This is a genomic window from Methylobacterium sp. WL9, assembly GCF_008040035.1.
GTDB classification, from domain to species: domain Bacteria; phylum Pseudomonadota; class Alphaproteobacteria; order Rhizobiales; family Beijerinckiaceae; genus Methylobacterium; species Methylobacterium thuringiense.
The window spans coordinates 88,712-112,825 of sequence record NZ_VRVE01000002.1 but is presented as its reverse complement, the minus strand read 5'-3'; the positions used below and the strand labels follow the sequence as shown (position 1 = coordinate 112,825).

Sequence of the window (24,114 nt, the reverse complement as noted above, 5' to 3'; positions counted from 1 at the left end):
AGGCTTCTTCTTGGACCGGTCCACAGCAAGGTGGTCCGGTCCAGTGCACCTTCCGACCAGGCAGTCGCAATCGGCCGGCAAAAAGCGCGTCGAGACAGAACCTTGGAGCCGCAGGCCCGATGCAATCGGATCGGATACGGATCCGGAACGATCAGACGTTCAGGGGCCGATTCCGAGGGATTTCAGCTTCCGGTGCAGCGCCGAGCGCTCCATACCGATGAACTCTGCGGTCCGGGAGATGTTTCCGGAGAATCGGGCGATCTGAGCGATCAGATACTCGCGTTCGAAGATCTCGCGCGCCTCACGCAGGGCCAGGCTCATCAGCTTCTCGCCGCCCGCCCCCGTCGGCGTGGTCGGCACCAACGCGCCGACCTCGGTGGGAAGCATCTCCGAGGTGACCTCCTGCTCCGGATCCGTCTTGGTCAGGATCATCAGCCGTTCGACGTTGTTGCGCAGCTGCCGAACGTTGCCGGGCCAGTCGTGCGATTGAAGAACCGCCATCGCATCCTCGGCGATCCGGCGGCGCGGCAGGCCGGTGGCGCCCGAGATCTGCTCCATGAAGAAGGTGATCAGTTCCGGCACGTCCTCGCGGCGCTCGGCGAGGGAGGGCACGCGGATCGGCACCACGGAGAGCCGGTGGAACAGGTCCTCGCGAAACCGTCCGCCGGCGATCTCTTCGGCCAGATCGCGCGACGAGGACGAGATAATGCGCACGTCGACATGCACGCGCGTCGTGCCGCCGACCCGCTGGAAGTTCTGGTCGACGAGAACGCGCAGGATCCGGCTCTGCGTCTCCTTGGGCATGTCGGCGACTTCGTCGATGTAGAGCGAGCCGCCATGCGCTTCCTCCAGCGCGCCGACCCTGCGGGTGCGGCCCTCGCCGGCCTCCACGCCGAATAGCTCCGCCTCCATCGTATCGGGTGTGATGGTGGCCGCGTTGATCACCACGAAGGGGCCGCTGGCGCGGGCCGACGTGGTGTGCAGGGTCCGGGCGGCGAGTTCCTTGCCAGAGCCCGGCGCGCCGGAGATCATCACGCGGGCATTGGTCGGCGCGACACGGTCGACGGTCTGGCGCAGCTGGTTCACGGCGACCGAGGCCCCGACGATGCGGTTCGTCTGGCCGCCACGAGTCTTGAGGTCGCGCACCTCGCGCCGCAGCCGCGAGGTCTCCAACGCGCGCTCGGCAACGAGAATCAGCCGGTCGGCCTTGAACGGCTTCTCGATGAAGTCGTAGGCGCCCGACTTGATCGCCGCGACCGCGGTCTCGATGTTGCCATGGCCCGAGATCATCACCACCGGCAGGTCGGGATGGCCGGCCTTGATCAGGTCGAGCACCTGCAGGCCGTCGAGGCGCGAGCCCTGCAGCCAGATGTCGAGGAAGACGAGGTGCGGCCTACGGCTCTCGATCGAGGCGAGCGCCTCGTCCGAACCGGAGGCGGTCCGGGTGCGGTGGCCCTCGTCGTCGAGGATGCCGGAGACGAGGTCGCGAATGTCGGCCTCGTCGTCGACGATCAGGATATCGGCGCTCATGACTGCATCTCCGCGACGCGGGGCGCACTTGAGACGGCGCCCTCCCTGCCAGTGTTGTTGTGAGGAGCCCGCACGGACGCGGCCGCCGCATCGGTGACGGCATCACGCGAGACATCGCGCGGCACCTTCATGCGGACCTGACCGCCCCGTCCGTCGGGATTGTCGTTCAACTCGATCCCGCCGCCATGCTCTTCCAGAACCTTGCTGACGATGGCCAAGCCGAGGCCCGTCCCCCCTTCGCGGGTCGTCATATAGGGCTCGAGCAGGCGCTGGCGTCCCTCGGCGGGAAAGCCTTTTCCGTTGTCGGTGACTTCGATCACCGCGAAGTCCTGTTCGACGAGCAGCCTCAGGCGCACCCGGCCCTGGCCGCCATCCGCCGTCAGCACGTCCTCGGGGACGGCCTGGACCGCCTCGACGGCGTTCTTGAGGATGTTGGTCAGCGCCTGGGACAGGAGCCGGATATCGAAGGCCGCCTCGATCCGTTCCTCCTCGCCGACGCCGTCCACCGAGAACGGGAAATCGAAGTCGGGATGCGCGACGCGCATCATGAAGAGGTTCTGCTTGGCGATCTCGGTGAGATCCTGCCGGGCGATGGCCGGCTTCGGCATCCGGGCGAAGGACGAGAACTCGTCGACCATGCGCTTGATCTCGTCGACCTGGCGCACGATCGTCGCCGTGCACTGGTCGAAGATCTCTTTGTCCTCGACGATCACCTTTCCGTACTTGCGCCGGATGCGCTCGGCCGAGAGCTGGATCGGGGTCAGCGGGTTCTTGATCTCGTGGGCGATGCGGCGCGCCACGTCGGCCCAGGCGGAGGTTCGCTGGGCCGAGACCAGATCGGTGATGTCGTCGAGGGTCACGACGTAGCCGCGTGCCCCGCCCTGAGCCTGCTCGCTCGTGACCCGCACCGCGATGGTGCGCTCGCGGCCGTTGCGCTGGAGCTGGATCTGCTTCTGGAGCGCGCGCTGGCGGCCCTCGCGGGCGCCGCCCTCCTCCGGCAAGAGCGCCGCCAGTTCCGGCACGGCCTGGGTCAGCGGCACGCCGACAAGTTCGCCGGAGGTCAGGCCGAGGGTACGCTCGACGGAGGGGTTGGCGATGGTGATGACCCCGCCCGCGTCGACGCCGATCACCCCCGGCGAGACGCCCGACAGCACGGCCTCGGTGAAGCGCCGGCGGCGGTCGATCAGCTCGCTCGCGGCGGTCAGCCCGTCATGCTGGCGGCGGAGTTCCTGTGTCATCTTGTTGAAGCTATCGCCGAGATGGCCGAGATCGCCGTCGTCCCTGCGGGCAGGCACCTGCGCGTAGAAGTTGCCCGAGGCGACTTGGTCGGCGGCGTTGATCAGGCGGCGGATCGGCTCGACGAAGCGGTTGGCGAAGCTGAGCCCGAACCAGACCGCCGAGAGCAGGGTGATCAGCGCGATCAGCAGGAAGACCGAGGCGAAGGCGATCTGGATCGAGCGCTTGAGCGAATCGTAGGTGAGGTATTCGGCCGCCGCCGCGCGCGAGACGCCGGGGAAGTCGATGGCGAGCTGACTGACCTCGCGCTGCACGAGGAGCACCGCGTTGTCGTAGGCCGGCATCCGCAGCAGGGCGGCGAAGACCCGGCCCTCGTTCGGCAGCAGGCAGATCGGATCGCTCGATTTCGCCGCGTCCTCGAAGGCCGCTGCCGAGGGCAGGCGCGTCTGCTTGAGGATGTCGATCTGGGCGCGGGCGACCACGTCGTTCGGCCCGCGCATGATCTTGGCGATCGGCAGGCCGAGCGCCTGGGCGCGCGTCGTCATGAAGCTCTCGAACCACTCGCGGTTCACGTCGAATTGCGGGCGGGCGCGGGTCAGATCGTCGGTGAGGATGCGGATCTCGCGCGCCAGCGACTGGCACTGGTTCTCCTGGTAGGCGTCGGCGACCTCGACGGATTTCAGCACCACGTCCCGGACCCGGTCGGTGAAGCCGAGGGACAGCCCGCGATCGATGGTGATCGAGGCGACGACGGCGAGCAGGATGGTCGGCAGGATCGCGATCAGGCTGAACAGGCCTACGATGCGCGAATGCAGGCGCGCCACCGCCGCATGGGCCTTGCGGGCATGCAGGAAGACTCGCGCCTCCCAGGCGATGACGACGACGAGGCCGAGGACGAGGGCGGCGTTGATGGCGAGCAATGCCACGCCGGTGGCGGGCTTCGGCGTCACCTTGATCAGCCCTGCGAGCATCATGAAGGTGACGCTGGCCGAGACGAGGGCCGTGGCGACCACGGCCGCGCCGATCCAGCCCGGTCCGCGGGGCGCCGAGGACGGCGCCGCGGCCCGGCCGGTATCCGCATCGGAGGCGGAGGTTTTCCTGATCCATTGCGTCAGCGGCATGGCTGATGCAGGGCCACAACAGTGTGGCGAAATTAATACGAATCGGGCCGAATTGCCGCCCGATCGATCAAACGGCCACGGTGGCCCTACCCGCCCTGCGGGTTAGCGCGAGGTGCGGAACACCTGCAGGTCGAGATCGCGCACCTTCTTCCGCAGCGTGTTGCGGTTCACGCCGAGCAGTTCGGCCGCGCGGATCTGGTTGCCGCGCGTGGCGGCGAGCGCAGCGCCGATCAGCGGGCCTTCGATCTCGCGCAGGATGCGGTGATACAGGCCGGGCGGCGGCAGGCTGTCCTTGTAGCCGGAGAAGTACTCGGACATGTGCCGCTCGACCGCGCCCGAAAGCGTCTCGTTGTCGCCGACCTTGCGGGCGCTCCCGTTCAGCGATTGCGGCTGGGCCAGCGGCAGGGTGTCGAGTTCGGCCTCGATCACCGGGCCGGTGATGGTCTCCTGCGGATAGAGGGCGGCGAGGCGCCGGACGAGGTTTTCGAGCTCGCGCACGTTGCCGGGCCAGCGGTAGCGCTTCAGGCGCTCCATGGCCTCGCCGTCGAGCTGCTTGCGGCTCAGGCCCTCGCGCTCGACGAGGACGAAGAAGTGCCGGATCAGATCGGGCACGTCTTCCGAGCGCTCGCGGAGTGCCGGCAGCCGCAACGGCACGACGTTGATGCGGAAGAACAGGTCCTCGCGGAAGATGCCCTGCTGGATCGAGACGCGCAGGTCCTTGTTGGTCGCGGCGATGATGCGGACGTTGGTCTTGATCGGTACCCGCCCGCCGACGGTGGTGTACTCGCCCTGCTGCAGCACGCGGAGCAGCCGGGTCTGCGCCTCCATCGGCATGTCGCCGATCTCGTCGAGGAAGAGCGTACCGCCCTCAGCCTGCTCGAAGCGGCCGGCCGAGCGGGTCAGCGCGCCGGTGAAGGCGCCCTTCTCGTGGCCGAACAGTTCCGATTCGATCAGGTCGCGCGGGATCGCCGCCATGTTGACCGGCACGAAGGGGCCGGCCCGGCGGCGGCCGTAATCGTGCAGCGCCCGGGCGACGAGTTCCTTGCCGGTCCCCGATTCGCCGGTGATCATCACCGTGAGGTCGGTGGGCATCAGCCGGGCGAGGGCCCGGTAGATCTCCTGCATCGCGGGCGAGCGCCCGACGAGGGGGATGTCGTCGTTCTCCGGCCCGGCACCCGGCGCCGGCGTGCCGCGCGGCCGGGAAAGCGCGCGGCCGACGATCGCCGTCAGCTCCTTCAGATCGAAGGGTTTGGGCAGATACTCGTAAGCTCCGCGCTCCGAGGCGCGGATGGCGGTCATGAAGGTGTTCTGCGCGCTCATCACGATGATCGGCAGATCGGGCCGCACCCGCTTGATGCGGGGCAGCAGGTCGAACACGTTCTCGTCCGGCATCACCACGTCGGTGATGACGAGATCGCCCTCGCCCTGGGCCACCCAACGCCACAGCGTCGCGCAATTGCCCGTGGAGCGGACCTCGTAGCCGGCCCGGGACAATGCCTGGTTGAGCACGGTCCGGATCGCTGCGTCGTCGTCCGCGACGATGATGTTGCCGTTCGGCATATCGGTTTACTCGGGCTCCGAACTCACGGCTCCGCCGCCGAGGCACGTCCGTCCCGGGCGCTGGACATGGGCAGAAGGATGCGGAAGGCAGTGCGGCGGGGAACGGGATCGCATTCGACGATACCGCCATGGTCGCCGACGATTTTCGCCACCAATGCAAGACCCAGGCCCGATCCCTGCGCCTTCGTCGTCACGAAGGGGTCGAACAGGTCGGGAAGCAGTTCCGCGGAGATGCCCGGCCCGTTGTCGCGCACGGCCACCTCGATCGGTAGGCTGACGCGCTCGCGCGAGCCCGGCACCTGCAGGCGCAGACCGGTGCGGAAGGCGGTCGACAGGGTGATCTCGCCCTCGACGGAATCGGCACCGATCGCCTCCGCGGCGTTCTTCACGAGGTTCAGGATCACCTGGACGAGCTGGTCGCGGCTGCCGAGGACCGGCGGCAGCGAGGGATCGTAGTTTTCGACGAAGCGGATGTGACGGCCGAAGCCGGACTGGGCCGAGCGCTTCACCTGGTCGAGCACGCCATGCACGTTGACCGGCCCGCGCTCGACGGGACGCTCCTCGCCAAAGAGCTCCATGCGCTCGACGATGCGCACGATCCGGTCGGATTCGTCGCAGATCAGCTGGGTGAGGACGCGGTCCTCCTCCACGCCGGACTGTTCGAGCAGCTGCGCGGCGCCGCGGATGCCGGCGAGCGGGTTCTTGATCTCGTGGGCGAGCATGGCGCCGAGGGCCACCATCGAGCGGGCGGCGCCGCGATGGGTGAGCTGGCGGTTCATCTTGTCGGCGATGGTGCGCTCCTGGAGCATCAGCACCACGTTGTCGCCGCCGTCGCCGAGATGCGTCGCGAACACGTCGACACTGCGCTCCAAGCCCGTGCGCGGCTGGATCAGCTCGACCCGGTACTCGCTGACGCTGGAGCGTCGGTTCCGCACCTCGGCGACGATCGCCACGATCGGCGAGGCGAACGGGAAGATGTCGCGCAGCCGGCCGCGCTTCATCAGCCGGACCGACGCGTCGAAGAAGTTCTCGGCGGCGTGATTGGCGTGGAGGATGCGCTCGTCGGTGCCGATGGTGAGGACCGGCAGAGGCAGAGCGTTGATGATCGCCTCCGGCGTGAGGCTTCCGATGGGAAAGGCGCTGCTCTCGCTAGTCATCGCGACTACGCAGCCTCGCCGAGGGATTCGAGGACGCCGTCGGCGGGGTCGAGAAACGCCCGGCGCAGCAGCGCGAGGGCTTCCGCCGGGTCGCTCGTCGTGAGCAGGCGCGTGCGGTCGGGCTGGCCGAGTGCGCCCGGCCCGGCATGGTCGACATAGGCCGCGAGATGCTTGCGGGCGTGCCGCACGCCCATCGCTGCGCCATAGAGCGCGATCAGCCCTCGGTAGTGCTCGCAGGCCGTCTCCGCGCGCTGCTCCCGCGAGAGATCGGCCACCGGTTGCCCCCCGAGGCCCGCTGCGATGGCACCCACCAGCCAGGGCCGGCCGAGCGCCGCCCGGCCGATCATCACGCCGGCCGCCCCCGAGGCGGCGAGACAGGCGCGGGCGTCGTCGAGGCTCGCGACGTCGCCGTTGGCGATGACGGGGATGCGCACCGCCTGGACCACGGCGCGGATCGCCGACCAGTCCGCGCTGCCCTTGTAGAATTGCTGCCGGGTGCGGCCATGGACGGTGACGCCGTTCAGGCCGAGGCCCTCGGCCCGTTGCGCCAGTAGGGCGGCGTTAACGGTCGCATGATCCCAGCCGAGGCGCATCTTGACGGTGACGGGTACGGCGACCGCGTCGCGCACGGCGCCGAGGAGGCGGGCGGCGTTGTCGAGGTCGCGCATCAGGGCCGAGCCCGCCGCGCCGCCGGTAACCGTCTTGGCCGGGCAGCCCATGTTCACGTCGATCACGTCGGCGCCGTTCGCGACGGCGATCTCGGCCGCCCGCGCCATCGGCTCCGGTGCGCAGCCCGCGAGCTGGACGATGTGCGGCGACACGCCCGCGCCCTCCGCGCGGACCTGCGATTCGGCGTCGCCGCGGGCGAGTTCGGCGGCGGCGACCATCTCGGAGACCACGGCGCTCGCGCCGGCGCGGCGGGCAATCCGGCGCATGTGCAGATCGGTCACGCCCGACAGCGGCGCCAGCAGGACCGGCGGTGCCATGCCCGGCCCCGCCTTCATTCCGCCGAGAACGCTCAAATAATGGTCAGCCGTCATTCTGCACAACAAATAGACAAATGCGCTCGGATGCAAGCGCTACCTCGGTTTGCCTTCACCTTGGGCACCGATTATGAGCGCAGCCGACTTCGCCATGATGTCGCAGAGGCCCCCGATGTCCGAGTCCGCCGCAAGGCCCCTGACCGCAGCGGTGGTCGTCGCGGCCGGCAAGGGCCTGCGCATCGGCGGCGACCTGCCGAAGCAGTATCGCCGAGTTGGTGGACGGGCCGTCCTGACGCGGACTCTGGCCGCCCTGGCAAGCCATCCCGGCATCGACCGCATCCAGCCTGTGATCGCGCCCGACGCCGCCGACTTCTTTCGCGAGTGCCTTGCCGATCTCGAACCGGACCTCGGCCGAAAGCTATTGGCGCCCGTCGATGGCGGGGCGACCCGCCAGCAATCCGTCCGTGCCGGCCTCGAAGCCCTGGCCTGCGGAGAGGCGCCGGACCTCGTGCTCGTCCACGACGCCGCCCGCCCCTACGTGGCGACGGACCTGATCGACCGCGCCATCGCGGCCGGCCGCGCCCATGGCGCGGCGGTGCCGGGCGTGGCGGTCTCCGACACGATCAAGCTGGTCCAGCCGATCGCCCCCGGCATCGGCCGCGTCCACGAGACGCCGGCCCGCGAATCGCTGCGCGCCGTGCAGACGCCGCAGGCCTTCGTCTATGCGACGCTGGTCGACGCGCATCGCCGTGCCGTGGCGGAAAACCGCGACGGCTTCACCGACGACGGCGCGCTCGCCGAATGGGCCGGGCTTGCGGTGGTGGTGTTCGAGGGCGACGCCGCCAACCGCAAGATCACGCAACCGAGCGACCTGATCGACGCCGACCGCACTTTCTCGGAACGCGCCGACGCGGTATCTGCATCAGCCATGACAACCCTCGTCTCCCACCTCGCCACCGGCTTCGACGTCCACAAGTTCGGACCGGGCGACCATGTCTGGCTCGGCGGGATCAAGATCCCGGCGGATCGCGGCGTGATCGCGCATTCCGACGGTGACGTGGTGCTGCATGCGCTCACCGACGCGCTGCTCGGCACCATCGCCGACGGCGACATCGGCACGCATTTCCCGCCGAGCGACGAGAAGTGGCGGGGCGCGGCCTCCGACCAGTTCCTGGCGCACGCCGTCGAACTGGTGCGCGCCCGAGGCGGCCGGATCGACCATCTCGACATCACCGTACTGGCCGAGGCCCCGCGCATCGGCGCGCACCGTGAGGCGATCCGCGCCCGCGTCGCCGAGATCGCCGGCATCCCGGTCGGCTGCGTCTCGATCAAGGCGACCACCACGGAAACGCTCGGCTTCGTCGGCCGCGCCGAGGGCCTCGCCGCACAGGCCGCCGCCAGCGTGCGCCTGCCGGAAATCTGCGCCGAACTCGACGCCGAGGCGGAGCAGGCCGCCCGCCAGTCGTGATCGAAGACGCCGCGCTCCTCGCCCGTGCCGAGGCGCTGGTGAAGGCCTACACGGCGGCGGGCAAAAAGATCGCGACGGCGGAATCCTGCACCGGCGGCCTCGTTGCCGCGCTGCTCACGGCGATTTCAGGATCGTCGAAGGTCGTGGAGCGCGGCTTCGTCACCTATTCGAACGAGGCGAAGGCCGAGATGCTGGGCGTCTCGACGGCGATTCTCGCCGCGCATGGCGCCGTCAGCGAGCAGACCGCCCGCGCCATGGCCGAGGGCGCGCTCGCGCATTCACAGGCCGACGTCGCGGTCTCGATCACCGGAATCGCCGGCCCCGATGGCGGCTCTCCTGACAAGCCTGTCGGGCTCGTGCATTTCGGCCTTGGCCGGACAGGCACGCAGACACGGCATCTGGAGCGGCGCTACGGCTCACTCGATCGCGGCGACATCCGGCGCCGCGCCGTCGAGGATGCGCTCGGGCTTCTCGAAGGCGCGGTGGCCTGATCGGCAACCGATTTGCTGGACTGAATGGCACGATCGAAGTGAGCACCGTCCCGGCCGATCGCACGGGGACCGGTGCGCTGGCGCACATCGGCGTTCGGATACTTTGCACGTTCTGAACGGCAGTGCATCTATCGATCGACCCGAATAGCCGCGATTTTTATTTTTCAATACATTACGTACTATGAAATATACTCTATCAATAGATCGAATTTGAAAAAATACTGTTCAATCTACGAATTTGCGAAGTCCAGTCGCGGCTGCTATCCACCGACTCGGCTGCAATTCAAACGAGGGAGGCCGCATGTTTAAAATTCGTCTCGCCTCTCCCGCCGGCCAGCGTTAGCTCGCTGAGCCTGCCATCCGCACCGGCCTGACGGCCGCCGCGGACATCGCAACCCTTCTTCCCGATCCGACCGCGACCGACGGCGTCATGCCGTGGCGACGCGCGTCCGTTGATGGAGCCGGCGTGTTTTCGCGCGTCGGGACAATTTCATGACTCTTCGTTCTCCCCGGCGCGGCGGCGCGCTCGGCCGCGTCCTCGTCTTCGTCTCCCGCCAATGGCGGCTGCGCTCCGGCCTCGTCTCTGCGCTCCTGGCGGCGACGATCCTGGCGACGCTCGCCGACGTGCTGCTGCCGCTCTATGCCGGCCGCCTCGTCGACGCGCTGACCCAAAGCGATCGCAATGCCGCGCTCGACACGGCCTTGTGGGCCTTCGCGGCGATGGCCGTGCTCGGCCTGTTCACGATCGGCTTCCGCCACCTCGCCTGGAGCCTGGTGGTGCCGCTGACGCTCGGCATGATGTCCGACGTGGCGCAAGCGAGTTTCCGCCGAGTGCAGCGCCTGTCGACCGATTGGCACGCCAACAGCTTCTCCGGCTCGACCGTCCGCAAGATCTCGCGCGGGATGTGGGCGCTCGACGGTCTCAACGACGTCGTGCTGCTCTCACTGGTGCCGACGCTGATCGTGCTGCTCGGCACGATGGTGATGCTCGGCCTGCACTGGCCGGCCATGGGCGCCCTCGTGGGCGTCGCGACGCTCCTCTACGTCTTCACGGCCGGGTACCTCGCGACGCGGGTGATCGCCCCGGCGGCACAGCTCTCGAACACCCTCGATACCCGGCTCGGCGGCGTGCTCAGCGACGCCATCGGCAACAATGCGGTGGTGAAGGCCTTCGGCGCGGAGGCGCGGGAGGACGCGCGGCTCGCCCGCACCTTCGGCAAGTGGAAGCGGCGGACCTGGCGCACCTGGATGCGGGTGACCTGGAGCGGCACGGTGCAGTTCGTGCTGCTGCTCGTCTTCCGCACGGCGCTGGTCGGGCTCGCGCTATGGCTGTGGTGGCACGAGGCGGCGAGCGCCGGCGAGGTCGCGACCGTGCTCACGAGCTACTTCGTGCTGCACGGCTACCTCCGCGACATCGGCGGCCACATCAACCACCTGCAGCGCGCGGTGAACGAGATGGAGGAGCTGGTCGACCTCGAAGCCGAGCCCTACGGCGTCGCGGATCTCGCTGAGGCGCGTCCGCTCGCCGTCGGCGGCGGGGCCGTGCGCTTCGACGACGTGACCTTCCACTATGCCGGCCACGACACGCCGCTCTACCAGCACGTCTCGGTGACGATCCCGGCCGGGCAGCGGGTCGGCCTCGTCGGGCGCTCGGGCTCCGGCAAGACGACCTTCGTCAAGCTGATCCAGCGGCTCTACGACGTCACCGGCGGCCGCATCCTGATCGACGGGCAGGACGTGGCGGGGGCGACGCAGGGGTCCTTGCGCTCGCAGATCGCAATCGTGCCGCAGGAGCCGGTGCTGTTCCACCGCTCGATTGCGGAGAACATCGCCTATGCCCGGCCGGACGCCTCCCTGGCCGAGATCGAGCGGGCGGCAGGGCTCGCCAACGCGCACGACTTCATCGCGCGGCTGCCGAAGGGCTACGCCACGCTGGTGGGCGAGCGCGGCATCAAGCTCTCGGGCGGCGAGCGCCAGCGCGTGGCGCTCGCCCGCGCCTTCCTGGCGGACGCGCCGATCCTGATTCTCGACGAGGCGACGTCCAGTCTCGATTCGGAATCGGAAGCACTGATCCAGGAAGCGATGGAGCGGCTGATGCGCGGGCGCACGGCGATCGTGATCGCGCACCGTCTCTCGACGGTGCAGGCCCTCGACCGCATCCTCGTGTTCGACCGCGGCCGCATCGTCGAGGACGGGCCGCACGCCGCCCTGATACGCCGTCCGAACGGAGCCTACCGGGCGCTGTTCGAGAAGCAGACCGTGCTGGCGGAGAGCGCGTGAGGCTGCTGTTCGTCTGCGGTCGGGCCCGCCTCCGGAGCCCGACCGCAGAGCAGATCTTTTGTCGGTACGACGGTCTGGAGACGGCCTCGGCCGGGGTTTCGGCGGATGCCGACGAGCCGGTCACGGCCGAGCATCTCGCATGGGCCGATATCGTCTTCGTGATGGAGCGTGGGCATCGCCGGAAGCTTCAGCGGCGGTTCCGGTCGGCGCTCAAGCATGCCCGGCTGATCTGCCTCGATATTCCGGACGACTGTGCGTTTATGGACCCGGCGTTGGTGCGGTTGCTCGAGACGAAGGTACGGCCGCATCTCCGATGATGTCGAGCCGTCATTGCGGGCGCAGCGAGGCAATCCAGGGCCAAATGCTCGACCGTAAGCGAGTTGGCCCCGGATTGCTGCGCTGCGTTCGCAATGACGAAAAGATATCCGCTTACCTAAAAGCTGTCTCAATACTCCCCGTAGGCGTCCTGCCGGCCGTAATAGCCTTCGCCGAAAGGATCGTAGGAACGCTGCCGCGGGGCGTATTGGTAGCCGGTCGGGGCGCGGCTGGCCTCCATACCGGCCGGCATGACATCGCCGTCGTCGTAGTCGCGGCGCGAACGGGCCGCGCGGTAGCCGGGCTCGCGACCGCCGCCGGCAACGCGCTCCTCGACCTCGCCCTGCAGGGTGATCCGCGTGTTCGCCATGCCCTGCGCCTTGATCAGACTGTAGAGCGTCGCGGCGTTGCCGGGCGAGAGCCGGACGCAGCCATGCGAGGCGGCGCGGCCGAGGTTGCGCACCTGGTTGGTGCCATGGATGGCGTGGCCGATCTGCGTGAAGAACACCGCATGCGGCATCGGCGCGTTGTCGAACTCGCGCGAGAAGTGGCTGGCCTCCATCCGGAACGGCTTGAAGCTGCCGCTCGGCGTGTCGTAGCCGGCGACGCCCGTGGAGACGGGCCAAGTGTAGCGAGGCTGGCCATCGACGGTCACCGACATCCGCTGGGACGCCTTGTCGACGTCGATGCGGAGTTCGGCCGAGGCCGAATTCGTGAGAACCGCGAGCAGAACGCCCGACAGTAGGATTGCAGAGAACGGACGCATGAAACGGCCTCGCGGCGACGACGGTCGAACCTGACGGACTACGTGCCGAACCGTAGGCGGTTCCGGCAGGTGTGGCGAGCAGTCCGCCTTCACCGACGGGGCATAAGGCCCTGCATCGTCGGTCTTTTCGGCGAAACGGCGCCGGAAATCCTCCCGGCGCCGCCCGATCTCGGTAGTCTGACGCCCGGCCGATCACATCGGAGGGGTCAGGCCGTCCTTGCCGACGGCGACGAGCTTGCCTTCGAGCTTGCTGCCGTCCTTGGCCGCGACCACGAAGATGTGGCTGCCGGGCTTGAGGATCGCGGCGTCGGCGGGCTCGAACGCCACGATCGGCGCCTTGGCCGGCACGGCGATCGTCTTCGAACCGTCCTTGTCGTAGGTCACGGTGAGGGTCTTGTCGCCGCCGGCGCCCGCGGCCGACTTGACGGTGCCGTTGGTCATCGAGCTCTTCACCTTCGGCGCGGCTGCGGAGCTTGCCTTGACCGTACCGTTGGTCATCGAGCTCTTCACCTTGGTGCCGCCCTCGGTGGTGTCGGTGATCTCGTCCCAGCCGTAGTGGCCTTCCGCCGTGCCGCGCATCGACTCGGGGAAGAGCACGACTTCAAGGGCGGTGGGCGGGTTGTCGCCCTTGGTGGCGGTGCCGATGAAGACGCCGTCCTTGATCTCGTCGAGGCTCGACTTGACCACCCAGGCGAACTTGGCGCCCGAAGTCGCGACGGTCTCGGACTTGCCGTCCGCCGTCTTGATCACGACCGAGCTGCCGTCGGCGCTCTCGATGGTGCCGCGAACCCGCTGAAGCTCGGGGGCGGCGACGCTGGCGCTCGTGAGGGCCAGAAGACCGGCGAAGGCTGCGAGCGTGGTGCGTTTCATGGTCGTATCTCCCTGTCTGTGCCCCGCAATTATGGGGCGGCCGACCGGGCAGACAAGCTTGCGCGCAATCGAATGACGCTCAAGCATCCTTATATTGCGCATAGGGGCGTGGCCGCCCGGTTTCGGACAGCCACGCGACGGAAACCCTTACTTCAGCAGCTTGGACAATGCCTTGCCGGCCGGGCTCTTCAGCTCCTTGGCGTCGACGGTGCCGTCGTTGTCCGGATCGGCTTCCTTGAACAGCGAACCGGCGAGCGCGACGAACTCCTTCTTGTCCAGGGTGCCATCGCTGTCGGGATCGGCCTTCTTGAGGGCGGACGGGCTAAGGCGGCCCTTGAGCTCCTTGACGTCGAGCGTGCCGTCCTTGTCGGGGTCGAGCACATCGAACTTCGCGGAGGCAGCAGCCTCGACTTCCTTGAGGTCGATGGTGCCGTCGTTGTCGGTGTCGACCGACTTCAGGATCGCGCTGCCGGCGGCCTTCTTGGCGAAGGCAGGGCTCAGGGTGGCAACCGGCAGCAGCAACGCTGCGGCAGCGAGAAGTGCGGTCGCACGGAACGGAACGGTCATCGTCGGTCTCTCCTGACTGTGGATGATTAGCAACGATCGATGACTACCATGACGGCGCAAGCGGATGGCCGCGATATCTTGCAATGCGGCATTGCAATATGGGCAAGTTCGGCAATCGGGCCGCAGATGCGGGAGCGGCTTCGTCCGGGCCACCGGCGGTCATCGAATCGTGTTCCGACCGGCCGGCAACCGGTACCGGGCTGAGGCGTTTCTCAGATGCAGAAGCGGCAATCCGGCCCTTGCGCGACGCTTGTCTTCCCGTGCGCATCGGCGATTGGAACGATATCCCGGACGCTAAGCCGCTGTCATATCGGCGCTATCAATTCCGGCTGGCGTCTCGCTCGGCGCACAGGCCTGCCGGAATGTTCTATGAGAAATATAAGTGTAGTGCCCGCTTGAATTGCGCCCAATAGATCGCCTATGTTGGGTCTATCGAAGAACGCAGGAGATGGTCATGAAGTGGTCCGCCCCGGTCGTCCAGGAAGTCTGCGTCGGCATGGAAGTCACCAGCTACGAGTCGGCAGAGATCGACACCTTCAACTAATGAAGTGACGGCGGCTCGATCGAGCCTGTCTCTTGCGTCTCATCCAAAATCCAAACAGGAGAAACGTCATGAAGTGGTCTGCCCCCATCGTTCAGGAAGTCTGCGTCGGCATGGAAGTCACTTCCTACGATTCCGCTGAGATCGACACCTTCAACTAAGGTCGTCTCCGGCTAGATTCAGCCGATCCTTCCTCTTTTTAATCAGTCAATCAGGAGATTCATCATGAAGTGGTCCGCTCCCGTCGTCCAGGAAATCTGCGTCGGCATGGAAGTCACCAGCTATGAGTCCGCCGAGATCGACACCTTCAACTAAGGTCGTCTCGTCGAACTCCAGCGGTTCGAGGGCGTCACCCGGAAGGGTGGCGTCTTTTTTTCGTGCCGTGACGAACGACGTGAAACGGCCGGATGATCGCTCATCCGGCCGTTTCACGTGTTAACAGGACTGGTCGGTGAGCCGAAGGCTCAGAGCTTGTAGCGGATCTGGTCGGTCCAGAAGCGTTCGAGCCGGCCCAGTGCCTGGTTGAGGCGGCCGAAATCGTCGGTCGAGATGCCGCCGATCGGCTGGATGGTGCGAGCGTGCTTCTCGTAGAGGCCGCGGATGATCTCGTGGACCTCGTGGCCCTTGTTGGTCAGGCTGATCCGCACCGAGCGGCGGTCCAGCTTGGAGCGGGCGTGGTGGAGGAAGCCCGCCTCGACCAGCTTCTTGACGTTGTAGGAGACGTTCGAGCCGAGATAGTAGCCCTTCGAGCGCAGCTCGCTCGCGGTGAGCTCTTTGTCGCCGATGTTGTAGAGCAGCAGGGCCTGGACGCTGTTGACGTCCTCGCGACCACGGCGCTCGAACTCGTCCTTGATGACGTCGAGCAGGCGGCGGTGCAGGCGCTCCACGAGGTGCAGAGCCTCGAGATAGTTGCCGGCCACCGGAGCGGTGTCGGGAGCGGTGTCGGACTCGACGATCCTCGCAGCCTGGGACTTCATCTGACGCCTCACTTGGTCTGTTCTGCCGGTGCGCCGTTTTGGTCGGCGCCGCTTATGCAGCCAATCTGGCCCAGACGAATGAAAGGCGATTTAAGCGACAAGATGAATTTGTGATTTACCCGGAGTGGTCAATGCGCAATGAAATCCGCGATATTTACGAACGCGAAGGGCTATACGGCAAGCTCCCGCTAAGATTACCAAGCTCGCTTCGCAACTCGACTTCGCTTTGCCGGGGAAACCTGCGGAAAGCGCCAGGACGGTCTCAAGCTGGACCCGCGACGGCCGGACCTCCGGCGCGTCGGCATCGCATCCGGGCGCCACCGCGCGGCCCAGGATTCAGCAGCCGAGAAGCCCTCAGGCCTTCACGGTACGCTTGCGCTTCGGCTTGGGAGCGGCCGGCTCGGGGGCCTGGGCCGCGACCTCCGCCTCCTTGGCCAGACGCATCGCGCGCAGGCGCTGAGTCCGGTCGTCGACCGCCCTGATCTGCGCCTTGTGGTCGGCCATGGCCTGCGCGCCGTCACGCGCCATGCGCTCGGCGCGCTCGGCGCGGTCCTCGGCGCGGTTCTTCGCAGTCGGGTCCTCGGTCGTCGTCATCGCGGTCTTTCGGTACTCGTCCGGTGCCCATCCATCGGCGCAGCGCATGGCGCATGCCGAAAATCCGCTCTCCGGCGAGGACGGGGCTGCGTCGGGAAGACATGGCGCCGAGCGGAGGAAGCCGGCACCGATTACGCTGCCCGATGTAGCACGCCGCGATGCGCAATGGCCAATCGCAGCACTCGCTTCATCCTTTCTCACCGCGAAAACATCGGTTCGGTGGCAAGCGAGAACCGCAGATGCCGCTCGCGGCGCATATCGGCGGCGATGATTGCCTCGGGCGACCGTCCAGGCGCACCGCCAAGTCGGGCATCGTGCTCGATACACGGCATTCGCAAAGCCGCCCGACGCGACCCGGTCGGACGGCGGAATGCGGGCGCGCCTCCCTTACTTCTCGCGGAAGGCCCGCCGGGCCTGATCCGTCAGCGGCTTGGTCAGGTAGGAGAACACCGTGCGATCGGCGGTGCGGATGAAGGCCTCCACCGGCATGCCGGGCATCAGCTTGGCGCCGTCGAGGCGGCCGAGCTCGTCCTTCGTGACGCCCAGCCGCACGAGGTAGTAGAAGCTGCCCGTCCGCTTGTCCTCGCTGACGTCGGCGGCGATGCGGGTGACGCGGCCGTTCAGCTCCGGCGTGGTGCGCTGGTCGAAGCTCGGAAAGCGCAGGCCGGCCTCCTGTCCGGTGCGCAAGCGGTCGATGTCCTGGGGCGCGACACGCACCTCGACGACGAGAGAATCCGCGGTCGGCACCACGAGCATGATCGGCTCACCCGGCGAGATCACGCCACCGCGGGTGTGCACCGCGAGTTCGTGGACATAGCCGGTCTGCGGCGAACGGATGTCGATGCGCTGCAACTGATCGAGGGCGGTGATCTTCTGCTCGGTGAGCGTCGCGGCCTTGGCGCGGATCTCTGCGAGTTCCTTGGCCACGTCGCTGCGCAGGTTCTGCTCCAGCTGGATCACCTGCAATTCGGTCTCCGAGATCTTTCCCTTGGTCTGCGCGATGTTGGCGACGAGTAGGCCGCGCTCGCCCTTGAGCCGCGAGATGTCGCGTTCCAGCGCGGTGAGGCGGGTCATCTGGATGAGGTTCTTCTTCCAGAGATCCTGCACGCCCTCGTATTCGCGGCCGATGACCGTGGATTCCTGCTCTTTCGCGGCGGATTGCTCGACGAGCCCCTTGATCTCCTCGCCGAGCTGCCCGACGCGCTCCTTCAGCTGCGATTTCTGGCCCTGCAGCGCATCGCGCCGGAAACGGAAGAGCTTTTGCTCGCCGTCGACGATCCGCGAGACCTCGGCGCCGGCGGCGGTCAGCTCGGCCGGGAAGGCCACCGCGTCGAGCCCGTCGCGCTCGGCCTCCAACCGCGCGCCCCGGGCGGCCAGCTCGAAAAGGCTCTTGCTGACGCTGTCGTAGGTGGCCCGCGCCGTGGTGGCGTCGAGGCGGATCAGCAGATCGCCGGCCTGGACGCGCGCGCCTTCCTGCACCCGCAAGTCGTCGACCACGCCGCCGGTCGGATGCTGCACCTTCTTGATGTTGGTCTCGACCACCAGGGAGCCGGTGGCGATGATGGCGCCGGAGAGTTCGGTCGCCGCCGTCCAGGCGCCGACGCCCGTCGCCACGACGATCACCGCGGCGACGCCGCCGATATGCCGCCGCAGCGAACGGCGGGTGTTCCGGGTGACGTCCACTGCGTTGCTCATGCGACTCTCGTGGGTGTCTGGCGGGTGAGCGCGCTAAGCTGCGCCAGGACCTCGTCGCGCGGGCCGTGCATCTGCACGCGGCCGTCGGCGAGCACGAGGATGCGGTCGACCGCGGTTAGCGCGCTCGGCCGATGCGCGATGACGATGGCGATGCCGCCACGCGCCCGCACCGCCTGCACCGCCGCCGACAGCGCCCGGTCGCCCTCGACGTCGAGGTTGGAGTTCGGCTCGTCGAGCACGACGAGGAACGGATCGCCGTAGAGTGCCCGCGCCAGGGCGATGCGCTGGCGCTGGCCGCCGGACAAGCCGAGGCCTCCCGCGCCGAGCAGCGCGTCGTAGCCGCCGGGCAGCCGCAGCACGACCTCGTGGACGCCCGCCGCCCGCGCGGCAGAGAGCAGCGCCTCCGGATCGGGCTCGGGATCGAAGCGGGTGATGTTCTGGGCGATGGTGCCCTCGAACATCTCGATGTCCTGCGGCAGGTAGCCGGTGGAGCGGCCGAGCGCGTCGGGATCCCATTGCGCGATGGCCGCCCCGTCGAGGCGGATGACCCCGCGGCTGGCGCGGGCGAGCCCGACGAGCGCGCGGGCGAAGGTGGACTTCCCAGAGCCGCTCGGGCCGATCACGCCGAGTGCGCTGCCGGGGGCAAGGGCGAGGTTGACGTCGTGAAGCGCTAGCGTGTCGGTGCCGGGGATCGCCACCGAAAGCGCCGTCACCCGCAGGCTCTCGCGCGGGGCGGGCAAGGGCGTCAGCGCGGCGGGTTCCTTGCGCGGCAGGAACGTGGCGAGGCGGGTCCAGGCCTGGCGCGCGGCTGCGAACGACTTCCAGTTGGCGATGGCCAGATCCACCGGCGCCAGCGCGCGGGCCGACAGGATGGTCGCGGCGAGCATCACCCCGGCCGTCGCCTCTTCCCGCACCACGAGATAGGCACCGAGGGCGAGGATGCCGGATTGCAGCACGGTGCGCATCAGCCGCGCTGAAGCGCCGAAGCCGATGGCGAGGTCGTTGCCGTAGGTCGCGACGTCGAGGTTTTTTTCCGCGCGAAGCTGCCACAGAGCGGCGATGCGGGAGCGCATTCCGAGGGCCGACAGCAGCGGCGCGGTGCGGTGCGCCATGTCGACGAAGGCGCGGCGCTCGCTCGCCGCCTTGACCGCCTCACGGGTCGGGCCGGACGAGGCCCAGTCGGTCAATATCGTCAGAATGCACAGAAAGATCGCGCCGCCCAACACCGTCAGACCGATCCAGGGGTGGAACAGGAAGCAGACGGCGACGTAGAGCGGCACCCAGGGCAAATCGAAGAAGGCCGTGAAGGCCATGCTCGACAGGAAGCCGCGCACCGTGTCGAGGTCGCGGAGCGCCTGGGGGCCTTCGTCGCTGCGCGGCATCTCGGAGCCCCGCACCAACAGCCCCCGAAAGATCCGCGAGCCGAGGCGCTCGTCGACGAGGCGGCCGAAGCGCGAGAGGATGCGCGCTCGAAACACTTCGAGCACACTCTGAACCAGGAACAGTATCAGGGCGATGCCGGCGAGCCCGACGAGCGTCGCAAGGCTTCGGCTCGGCAGCACCCGGTCGTAGACTTGGAGCATGAAGACCGGCGCCGTCAGCATCAGCAGGTTGATGAGCCCGCTGACGCCGATCACGGCGAGCAGCGCCCCCCTCCCCGCACCCACGGCAGCCCAGAATTCCCGGCGCTTGGCCAGACGCACCACGCGGTCTTCGCTCACGTCACGGTTCCGGGTTTTTGGGGGACGGGGTGCGGAGGGTCAGGTCTGGGGGTGCGAAAAAGTCCCCGCCGCGCCAGGGCGGCGGGGACCGGTCGTCACAGCCCGAGGAGGTGGAGGCCGCTCGTCGCGCCATGCGGCGTCGGATCGGCGTGATGCGCTTCCGCATGCCCGCCGAGATCGATCGCGAGCACCCCGAGATCGATGCCGGCACCGTGCGAGGCGTCCGCATCGGCCGATCCGGCGGTCGTCGTGTGGACGATGTCGAGGACATGGCCGACCAGGGCGTCCCCGCCGCCGCCGCCCGTCGCGGGGAAGGCGATGCCGTCGCCGGACAGAAGCCCGGCGCCAAGCAGGCCCGGCTGGTCGGCGCCGACGCCGATCGCGCCGACCTGAACCGTGTGCGCCGGATCGGCCGGGGGCGTGAAGATTCCGACATTCGCGACCGGCGCCGCAGTGGTCGGGCCGGCTGCCACGTCGATCAGCGGATGCGTCCCCTCCCCGCCGCCGGTCAGGCCACCGAGGATCCCCGTCAGCGGATTTCCCCCACCCGTTACTCCGCCGACGGTAGAGAGTACGGGCGCGAGCACGCCATCGAGCGGCGACCCGCCGTTACCGCCGGTCACCCCATCGAGCACCCCGGTCACCGGTGCGAGCACGCCGTCGCCACCGCCCGTGAGGCCGCCGAGCACGCCGTCGAGGGGCGTCCCCGAGCCGACGCCGCCGGACAGGAGGCCGTCGATCACGCCGGGAACGCTGCCGACGACCGCGCCGGCCGCATCCGCCACATGGCCGACGTCGGCCACGACTTGGCCGATGCCGGCCGGACCGTTCCCGCTGAGGATGTCGCCGGGGAGGTTCACCACGTCCGTGACGAGGTTGCTGCCTTCGCCGAGCGCGCCGAGACCGACCGTCGTGCCGAGGTTGATCACCTCGTGCAGCGGCACGTTCAGGATCGGGATGTCGTGGCCGAGGTTCTCGATGTTGGCGTGGATGCCGTCGATCAGCCCGTTGGCGATGTCCCCCACCGGCTGCAGGGTACCGTCGGGACCGAGCAGGTCGCCGCCGAGGGGACCACCGCCGAGAAGTGCGGTGACGGGCGCGAGTACGCCGCCACCGTCACCGGCGAGCCCGCCGAGCAGGCCATCCAGAGGCGTTCCGGAATGGCCGCCGGTCACGCCGTCGAGCAGGGACGTCACGGGCGCGAGAAGGCCGCCGCCCTCACCGGTCAGCCCGCCGAGAAGTCCGTCGAGCGGAAGGCCGGACTGGCCGCCGAGCAGGCTGCCCGGAATGTGGAGGACGTCGCCGAGCAGGCCGGTCGCCGCGCCGGTGACATGGCCGAGATCGCCGAGGATCGGCGAGAGCGCGTCGAGGCCCTGGCCGTTCAGGAGGCCGCCGGGCAGCCCGACGATGTCGGTGAGCAGGTTGCCGCCGGTGCCGAGATGACCCAGCCCCACGGTCTCGCCGAGGGCGGTGAGCCCGTGCAGCGCGTCGTTCAGGATCGGCAGGTCGTGGCCGAGCCCCTCGATGTTCGCGTGGAGATCGAGCACCACGGCGTTGGCGAGGCTCGAGACCGGTGCGAGCAGGCCATTCGGCGCGAGCAGGTTGCTCCCCGTACCGCTCCCGACGGCCGAGGCGACCAGCCCATCGGTCGCGCCGAGCGCCCCGCCGAGATCGTTCAGTAGGGGCGCCGCGGAGACCAGCCCGCCGCCGGCGGCCACCGCGGCCGGAACCGCCGTCAGGTCGGTGAGGATGTTGCCCGGTTCGCCGATATGGCCGAGGCCGACGGTCTCGCCGAGGTTGGTCAGGGCGTGAAGCGGGCCGTTCAGCGGCGCGACCTCATGGCCGAGGTTCTCCAGCGCGGCATGCGCATCGATCACCGCCTGGTTGGCGATGCCGGTCGCCGTGCCGGCGAGCCCCGCCGTCGCGCCTTCGGTCAGGGGAACGTCGAGGCCGCCCTCGATGAGCGAGGCGATAGGGCCGAGCGTGCCGAGCTGCCCGGTCGCGAGCGCCGTCGAAGACAGCAGGGCATCGGGGCCGATCAGCCATTCGAGCGAGCGCGCAGGCTGGCCGAGCACGGATAGGGGTGATGTCGACATCTGATCCTCCAAGAGTCATGGACCAACTCTGGAAGCTCGATGTTGTTTCTCTACTTGAATTTCAGAGTAAATTTTCGATTAAAATCTCGTTTTAGGCTAAAATTTGATACTTATGCTGTCTTTGTATAGTTTTCGACTGTTCCATTGGCTGAAAAGTGAATTCTATAGCCACGCAATCGGCGGGGTCGGACGCACGACCCCTCCCGGCACGGTGTCGCGCCGGGAGGGGGCTGTCGGTTGCGACGCCGGCCATCAGTTGAGGGCGGCCGCTTCCTGGGTGATGCCCGCCGCGCGCAGCGGCGAGACGACGATGCGGTCGCCGATCCGGCTGATCTCGACGGAGCGGGTCTCGGCGCCGAGGCCGCGCGGGGTCGAGAGGGTCACGCTCTGGTCGGCGGCGAGCACCGTCTCGAAGCGGACCGCCGGGGCGGCGGCGCGCGGCGCCAGGGTGACGACCACGCGAAACCCCTTGGGCTCGGCGGTGTAGTAGGCGACGCCGGAGAGCGTGCCGAGGTCGACGCTGCCGCCGGAGGCCGACTTGATCTCGGCTGCGTTCGCCGAGGCAATGCCGGTCGAGAGGGCGAGGGCGACGAGGAGGGGACGAAGGGTCATGATCGGGTCTTTCGCGGTCTGCAGGGCGAGATGCCCTTGCCTGTGACCGGGATATGCTCTGCAGTGCAGCATGTATCAAACCGATTGGATCGCTAGTGGCTATTGATCATATCGATCTGGCCCGCATCGACCTGAACCTGCTGACGGCGCTCGACGCGCTGCTCTCCGAGCGCAGCGTCACGCGGGCGGCAGCGCGCATCGGCATCGGCCAGTCGGCGATGAGCTCCGCGCTCGCGCGCCTGCGCCGGCTGTTCGACGACGAGCTGCTGACGCGCGCGCCCGAGGGCATGCGGCCGACGCCGCGGGGGCTCACGCTGGCCGAGCCGGTGCGCGCCGTGCTGCGGCAAATCCAGTTCCTCGTGCGCCACGAGGACGATTTCGACCCGCGCAGGGTGGAGCGGAGCTTCACCATCAGCCTGCCCGACAGCACGGAGATGCTGCTCGGCCCGCGCCTGCTCGCCTATCTGCGGGCCGAGGCGCCCGGCATCCGGCTGCTGCTGCGCTCGGTCGACCGCGACCGCTCCCTCGAAGAGCTCGATACCGACCGGGTCGACCTCGCCGTCGGCTTCTCGTTCGAGGGCCAGAGCCATCACAAGCGGCGGCTGCTCTATCGCGACAGCTACGTCTGCCTGTTCGAGGCCGGGCTCGTCGGCCTGACGCCGCCGATCTCGCTCGACGACTACCTGCGGTTTCCGCACGTCCTGACGAGCCTGCGCGAGACCGCCCACGGCGTCGTCGACGACGCCCTCGCCAAGATCGGCCGAACGCGGACCCTCGCCGTCACCACTCCGCGCTTCCTCGTGGTGCCGTTCCTGGTCCGCAGCGCCCCGGTGATCGCCACCATGCATGCGCGCCTCGCCACCACTTTCGCCGACGCACTCGGACTTACGGTGAGCCCGGTGCCGGTGGCCCTCGACGACGTCGCCGTCGCCATGCTCTGGCACGCCTCCTACGACAACGATCCCGCCCACCGCTGGCTGCGCCGGGTGCTGGTGCGCCTCGCAGGCGAGACGGCGGAGGCCGAACCGCTGATGGTGATGCACGGGGCGGGCTGAGGCGCGCTTCCCGGCTCCCGGAGCAGCCGCCGGATCACTCCTCGCTGCTGCCGGCCTGATCGAGCGCTTCCAGGGCGCCGGGCGATCTGGCAAAGCGCGCCCGCAATCGGGCCTCGTCCTGCTCGATGGTGTTGCACCTCAGGCGGAACCGCGCCTGCGCGATCGCAGCCCCCCGGTCCGCATCGGTCGCCTCCTCGCCGGCCCAGTGGTTGCACCCGGCCAGACGCTTCACGAAGGCCGTGATCTCGGGCGGAAGCGGCAGCGGGTTCGGGGCGATCAGATCCGGCAGGTCCTGCGCGACCGCGCGCGACGGCATGACGGCCGCCGCCATCAGAACACCCACGGCCGCAGCCGCCATCCATCGGTGAAACGCCGGAATGCCCGATCTCGTCATGTCATTTCTCCGCGGACCTCGCGTCCGCCCGATGTGAAGAGATCTGTACGCCATCGGCCCCTGCACAACTCTCCGGCATGACAGG

At 68.4% G+C, this 24,114-nt stretch carries 23 protein-coding genes; 8 read left to right on the top strand and 15 right to left on the bottom strand.

From position 1 onward, the window contains the following. Positions 1-159 precede the first annotated feature (159 nt). From FV217_RS01535 to dusB, 5 genes are all read right to left on the bottom strand, one after another. A complete protein-coding gene (locus tag FV217_RS01535) occupies positions 160-1,530 on the bottom strand; it encodes a sigma-54 dependent transcriptional regulator (protein WP_147813607.1) in 1,371 nt (456 codons plus the stop codon). Continuing rightward, positions 1,527-3,887: a PAS domain-containing sensor histidine kinase gene (locus FV217_RS01530; protein ID WP_147813605.1), complete on the bottom strand. Its 2,361-nt coding sequence runs from the start codon at positions 3,885-3,887 to the stop codon at positions 1,527-1,529. Before FV217_RS01530 ends, FV217_RS01535 begins: the two co-directional genes overlap by 4 nt. Positions 3,888-3,989: 102 nt before the next feature. Continuing rightward, positions 3,990-5,447 (bottom strand): nitrogen regulation protein NR(I), encoded by a 1,458-nt coding sequence (gene ntrC / locus FV217_RS01525; RefSeq protein ID WP_147813603.1) that lies wholly within the window; start codon positions 5,445-5,447, stop codon positions 3,990-3,992. Between the two features lie 23 nt (positions 5,448-5,470). Continuing rightward, positions 5,471-6,604 carry an ATP-binding protein gene (locus FV217_RS01520; protein ID WP_147813601.1) on the bottom strand — a complete coding sequence of 378 codons (1,134 nt, stop codon included), beginning with the start codon at positions 6,602-6,604 and terminating at the stop codon, positions 5,471-5,473. A gap of 5 nt (positions 6,605-6,609) precedes the next feature. Then, positions 6,610-7,644 carry a tRNA dihydrouridine synthase DusB gene (gene dusB / locus FV217_RS01515; protein ID WP_147813599.1) on the bottom strand — a complete coding sequence of 345 codons (1,035 nt, stop codon included), beginning with the start codon at positions 7,642-7,644 and terminating at the stop codon, positions 6,610-6,612. A 115-nt stretch (positions 7,645-7,759) separates the two neighbouring features. On the opposite strand from dusB, the gene FV217_RS01510 reads away from it, so the two are divergent. From FV217_RS01510 to FV217_RS01495, 4 genes are all read left to right on the top strand, one after another. Continuing rightward, complete coding sequence (locus FV217_RS01510; protein WP_147813597.1) at positions 7,760-9,055, top strand: bifunctional 2-C-methyl-D-erythritol 4-phosphate cytidylyltransferase/2-C-methyl-D-erythritol 2,4-cyclodiphosphate synthase; 1,296 nt, start codon at positions 7,760-7,762, stop codon at positions 9,053-9,055. Further along, complete coding sequence (locus FV217_RS01505) at positions 9,052-9,546, top strand: CinA family protein (RefSeq protein ID WP_147813595.1); 495 nt, start codon at positions 9,052-9,054, stop codon at positions 9,544-9,546. Before FV217_RS01510 ends, FV217_RS01505 begins: the two co-directional genes overlap by 4 nt. A gap of 492 nt (positions 9,547-10,038) precedes the next feature. Continuing rightward, entirely contained in the window at positions 10,039-11,826 is a 1,788-nt protein-coding gene (locus FV217_RS01500) for an ABC transporter ATP-binding protein (RefSeq protein WP_147813593.1), read from the top strand. After that, entirely contained in the window at positions 11,823-12,143 is a 321-nt protein-coding gene (locus FV217_RS01495; RefSeq protein ID WP_147813591.1) for a phosphotyrosine protein phosphatase, read from the top strand. The genes FV217_RS01500 and FV217_RS01495 overlap by 4 nt, the downstream gene beginning before the upstream one ends. A 128-nt stretch (positions 12,144-12,271) precedes the next feature. On the opposite strand, the gene FV217_RS01490 is transcribed toward FV217_RS01495, so the two are convergent. From FV217_RS01490 to FV217_RS01480, 3 genes are all read right to left on the bottom strand, one after another. After that, entirely contained in the window at positions 12,272-12,907 is a 636-nt protein-coding gene (locus FV217_RS01490) for a L,D-transpeptidase (protein WP_147813589.1), read from the bottom strand. A 192-nt stretch (positions 12,908-13,099) separates the two neighbouring features. Then, the gene (locus FV217_RS01485; RefSeq protein WP_147813587.1) at positions 13,100-13,777 is read right to left on the bottom strand and encodes a metal ABC transporter permease; all 678 of its coding nucleotides are present in this window, start codon (positions 13,775-13,777) and stop codon (positions 13,100-13,102) included. Between the two features lie 147 nt (positions 13,778-13,924). Then, entirely contained in the window at positions 13,925-14,344 is a 420-nt protein-coding gene (locus tag FV217_RS01480) for an EF-hand domain-containing protein (protein WP_147813585.1), read from the bottom strand. Positions 14,345-14,798: 454 nt separating this feature from the next. Here FV217_RS01480 and pqqA (FV217_RS01475) point away from each other — a divergent pair, with 454 nt between their 5' ends. The 3 genes from pqqA (FV217_RS01475) (at position 14,799) to pqqA (FV217_RS01465) (ending at position 15,200) form a co-directional block, all read left to right on the top strand. Next, positions 14,799-14,888, top strand: coding sequence for a pyrroloquinoline quinone precursor peptide PqqA (pqqA, locus tag FV217_RS01475; RefSeq protein ID WP_147048147.1), 90 nt, complete (start codon positions 14,799-14,801; stop codon positions 14,886-14,888). A gap of 68 nt (positions 14,889-14,956) precedes the next feature. Beyond that, positions 14,957-15,046, top strand: a complete 90-nt coding sequence (pqqA, locus tag FV217_RS01470) for a pyrroloquinoline quinone precursor peptide PqqA (protein WP_147813583.1) — start codon at positions 14,957-14,959, stop codon at positions 15,044-15,046. A 64-nt stretch (positions 15,047-15,110) separates the two neighbouring features. Next, positions 15,111-15,200 carry a pyrroloquinoline quinone precursor peptide PqqA gene (gene pqqA / locus FV217_RS01465; RefSeq protein WP_091970034.1) on the top strand — a complete coding sequence of 30 codons (90 nt, stop codon included), beginning with the start codon at positions 15,111-15,113 and terminating at the stop codon, positions 15,198-15,200. A 149-nt stretch (positions 15,201-15,349) separates the two neighbouring features. Here pqqA (FV217_RS01465) and FV217_RS01460 read toward each other — a convergent pair whose 3' ends face one another. From FV217_RS01460 to FV217_RS01435, 6 genes are all read right to left on the bottom strand, one after another. After that, on the bottom strand, positions 15,350-15,862 hold the full coding sequence (locus FV217_RS01460) for a winged helix DNA-binding protein (protein WP_147813581.1): 513 nt from the start codon (positions 15,860-15,862) through the stop codon (positions 15,350-15,352). Positions 15,863-16,216: 354 nt separating this feature from the next. After that, positions 16,217-16,456 carry a hypothetical protein gene (locus FV217_RS22630; protein WP_187272393.1) on the bottom strand — a complete coding sequence of 80 codons (240 nt, stop codon included), beginning with the start codon at positions 16,454-16,456 and terminating at the stop codon, positions 16,217-16,219. 387 nt (positions 16,457-16,843) lie between these two features. Further along, positions 16,844-18,151, bottom strand: coding sequence for an HlyD family type I secretion periplasmic adaptor subunit (locus FV217_RS01450; RefSeq protein WP_147813579.1), 1,308 nt, complete (start codon positions 18,149-18,151; stop codon positions 16,844-16,846). Next, positions 18,148-19,872: a type I secretion system permease/ATPase gene (locus FV217_RS01445; RefSeq protein WP_147813577.1), complete on the bottom strand. Its 1,725-nt coding sequence runs from the start codon at positions 19,870-19,872 to the stop codon at positions 18,148-18,150. The genes FV217_RS01450 and FV217_RS01445 overlap by 4 nt, the downstream gene beginning before the upstream one ends. A 95-nt stretch (positions 19,873-19,967) precedes the next feature. Next, positions 19,968-21,968, bottom strand: a complete 2,001-nt coding sequence (locus FV217_RS01440; protein WP_147813575.1) for a hypothetical protein — start codon at positions 21,966-21,968, stop codon at positions 19,968-19,970. A 252-nt stretch (positions 21,969-22,220) separates the two neighbouring features. Further along, positions 22,221-22,580, bottom strand: coding sequence for a hypothetical protein (locus FV217_RS01435; RefSeq protein ID WP_147813573.1), 360 nt, complete (start codon positions 22,578-22,580; stop codon positions 22,221-22,223). Positions 22,581-22,675: 95 nt separating this feature from the next. Here FV217_RS01435 and FV217_RS01430 point away from each other — a divergent pair, with 95 nt between their 5' ends. Next, on the top strand, positions 22,676-23,635 hold the full coding sequence (locus FV217_RS01430) for a LysR family transcriptional regulator (RefSeq protein ID WP_147813571.1): 960 nt from the start codon (positions 22,676-22,678) through the stop codon (positions 23,633-23,635). A 34-nt stretch (positions 23,636-23,669) separates the two neighbouring features. Here FV217_RS01430 and FV217_RS01425 read toward each other — a convergent pair whose 3' ends face one another. Beyond that, positions 23,670-23,966, bottom strand: coding sequence for a hypothetical protein (locus tag FV217_RS01425; protein ID WP_187272392.1), 297 nt, complete (start codon positions 23,964-23,966; stop codon positions 23,670-23,672). Positions 23,967-24,114: the final 148 nt, after the last annotated feature.

What these genes read in the sequence shown, in the direction of transcription:
- dusB (WP_147813599.1), bottom strand. Translation starts at nt 7,644, where the DNA reads ATGACGGCTGACCATTATTTGAGCGTTCTCGGCGGAATGAAGGCGGGG.
- FV217_RS01535 (WP_147813607.1), bottom strand. Translation starts at nt 1,530, where the DNA reads ATGAGCGCCGATATCCTGATCGTCGACGACGAGGCCGACATTCGCGAC.
- FV217_RS01480 (WP_147813585.1), bottom strand. Translation starts at nt 14,344, where the DNA reads ATGACCGTTCCGTTCCGTGCGACCGCACTTCTCGCTGCCGCAGCGTTG.
- pqqA (WP_091970034.1), top strand. Translation starts at nt 15,111, where the DNA reads ATGAAGTGGTCCGCTCCCGTCGTCCAGGAAATCTGCGTCGGCATGGAA.
- FV217_RS01485 (WP_147813587.1), bottom strand. Translation starts at nt 13,777, where the DNA reads ATGAAACGCACCACGCTCGCAGCCTTCGCCGGTCTTCTGGCCCTCACG.
- pqqA (WP_147813583.1), top strand. Translation starts at nt 14,957, where the DNA reads ATGAAGTGGTCTGCCCCCATCGTTCAGGAAGTCTGCGTCGGCATGGAA.
- FV217_RS01490 (WP_147813589.1), bottom strand. Translation starts at nt 12,907, where the DNA reads ATGCGTCCGTTCTCTGCAATCCTACTGTCGGGCGTTCTGCTCGCGGTT.
- FV217_RS01425 (WP_187272392.1), bottom strand. Translation starts at nt 23,966, where the DNA reads ATGGCGGCGGCCGTCATGCCGTCGCGCGCGGTCGCGCAGGACCTGCCG.
- ntrC (WP_147813603.1), bottom strand. Translation starts at nt 5,447, where the DNA reads ATGCCGAACGGCAACATCATCGTCGCGGACGACGACGCAGCGATCCGG.
- FV217_RS01450 (WP_147813579.1), bottom strand. Translation starts at nt 18,151, where the DNA reads ATGAGCAACGCAGTGGACGTCACCCGGAACACCCGCCGTTCGCTGCGG.
- FV217_RS01510 (WP_147813597.1), top strand. Translation starts at nt 7,760, where the DNA reads ATGTCCGAGTCCGCCGCAAGGCCCCTGACCGCAGCGGTGGTCGTCGCG.
- FV217_RS01460 (WP_147813581.1), bottom strand. Translation starts at nt 15,862, where the DNA reads ATGAAGTCCCAGGCTGCGAGGATCGTCGAGTCCGACACCGCTCCCGAC.
- FV217_RS01520 (WP_147813601.1), bottom strand. Translation starts at nt 6,604, where the DNA reads ATGACTAGCGAGAGCAGCGCCTTTCCCATCGGAAGCCTCACGCCGGAG.
- FV217_RS22630 (WP_187272393.1), bottom strand. Translation starts at nt 16,456, where the DNA reads ATGACGACGACCGAGGACCCGACTGCGAAGAACCGCGCCGAGGACCGC.
- pqqA (WP_147048147.1), top strand. Translation starts at nt 14,799, where the DNA reads ATGAAGTGGTCCGCCCCGGTCGTCCAGGAAGTCTGCGTCGGCATGGAA.
- FV217_RS01435 (WP_147813573.1), bottom strand. Translation starts at nt 22,580, where the DNA reads ATGACCCTTCGTCCCCTCCTCGTCGCCCTCGCCCTCTCGACCGGCATT.
- FV217_RS01440 (WP_147813575.1), bottom strand. Translation starts at nt 21,968, where the DNA reads ATGTCGACATCACCCCTATCCGTGCTCGGCCAGCCTGCGCGCTCGCTC.
- FV217_RS01500 (WP_147813593.1), top strand. Translation starts at nt 10,039, where the DNA reads ATGACTCTTCGTTCTCCCCGGCGCGGCGGCGCGCTCGGCCGCGTCCTC.
- FV217_RS01530 (WP_147813605.1), bottom strand. Translation starts at nt 3,887, where the DNA reads ATGCCGCTGACGCAATGGATCAGGAAAACCTCCGCCTCCGATGCGGAT.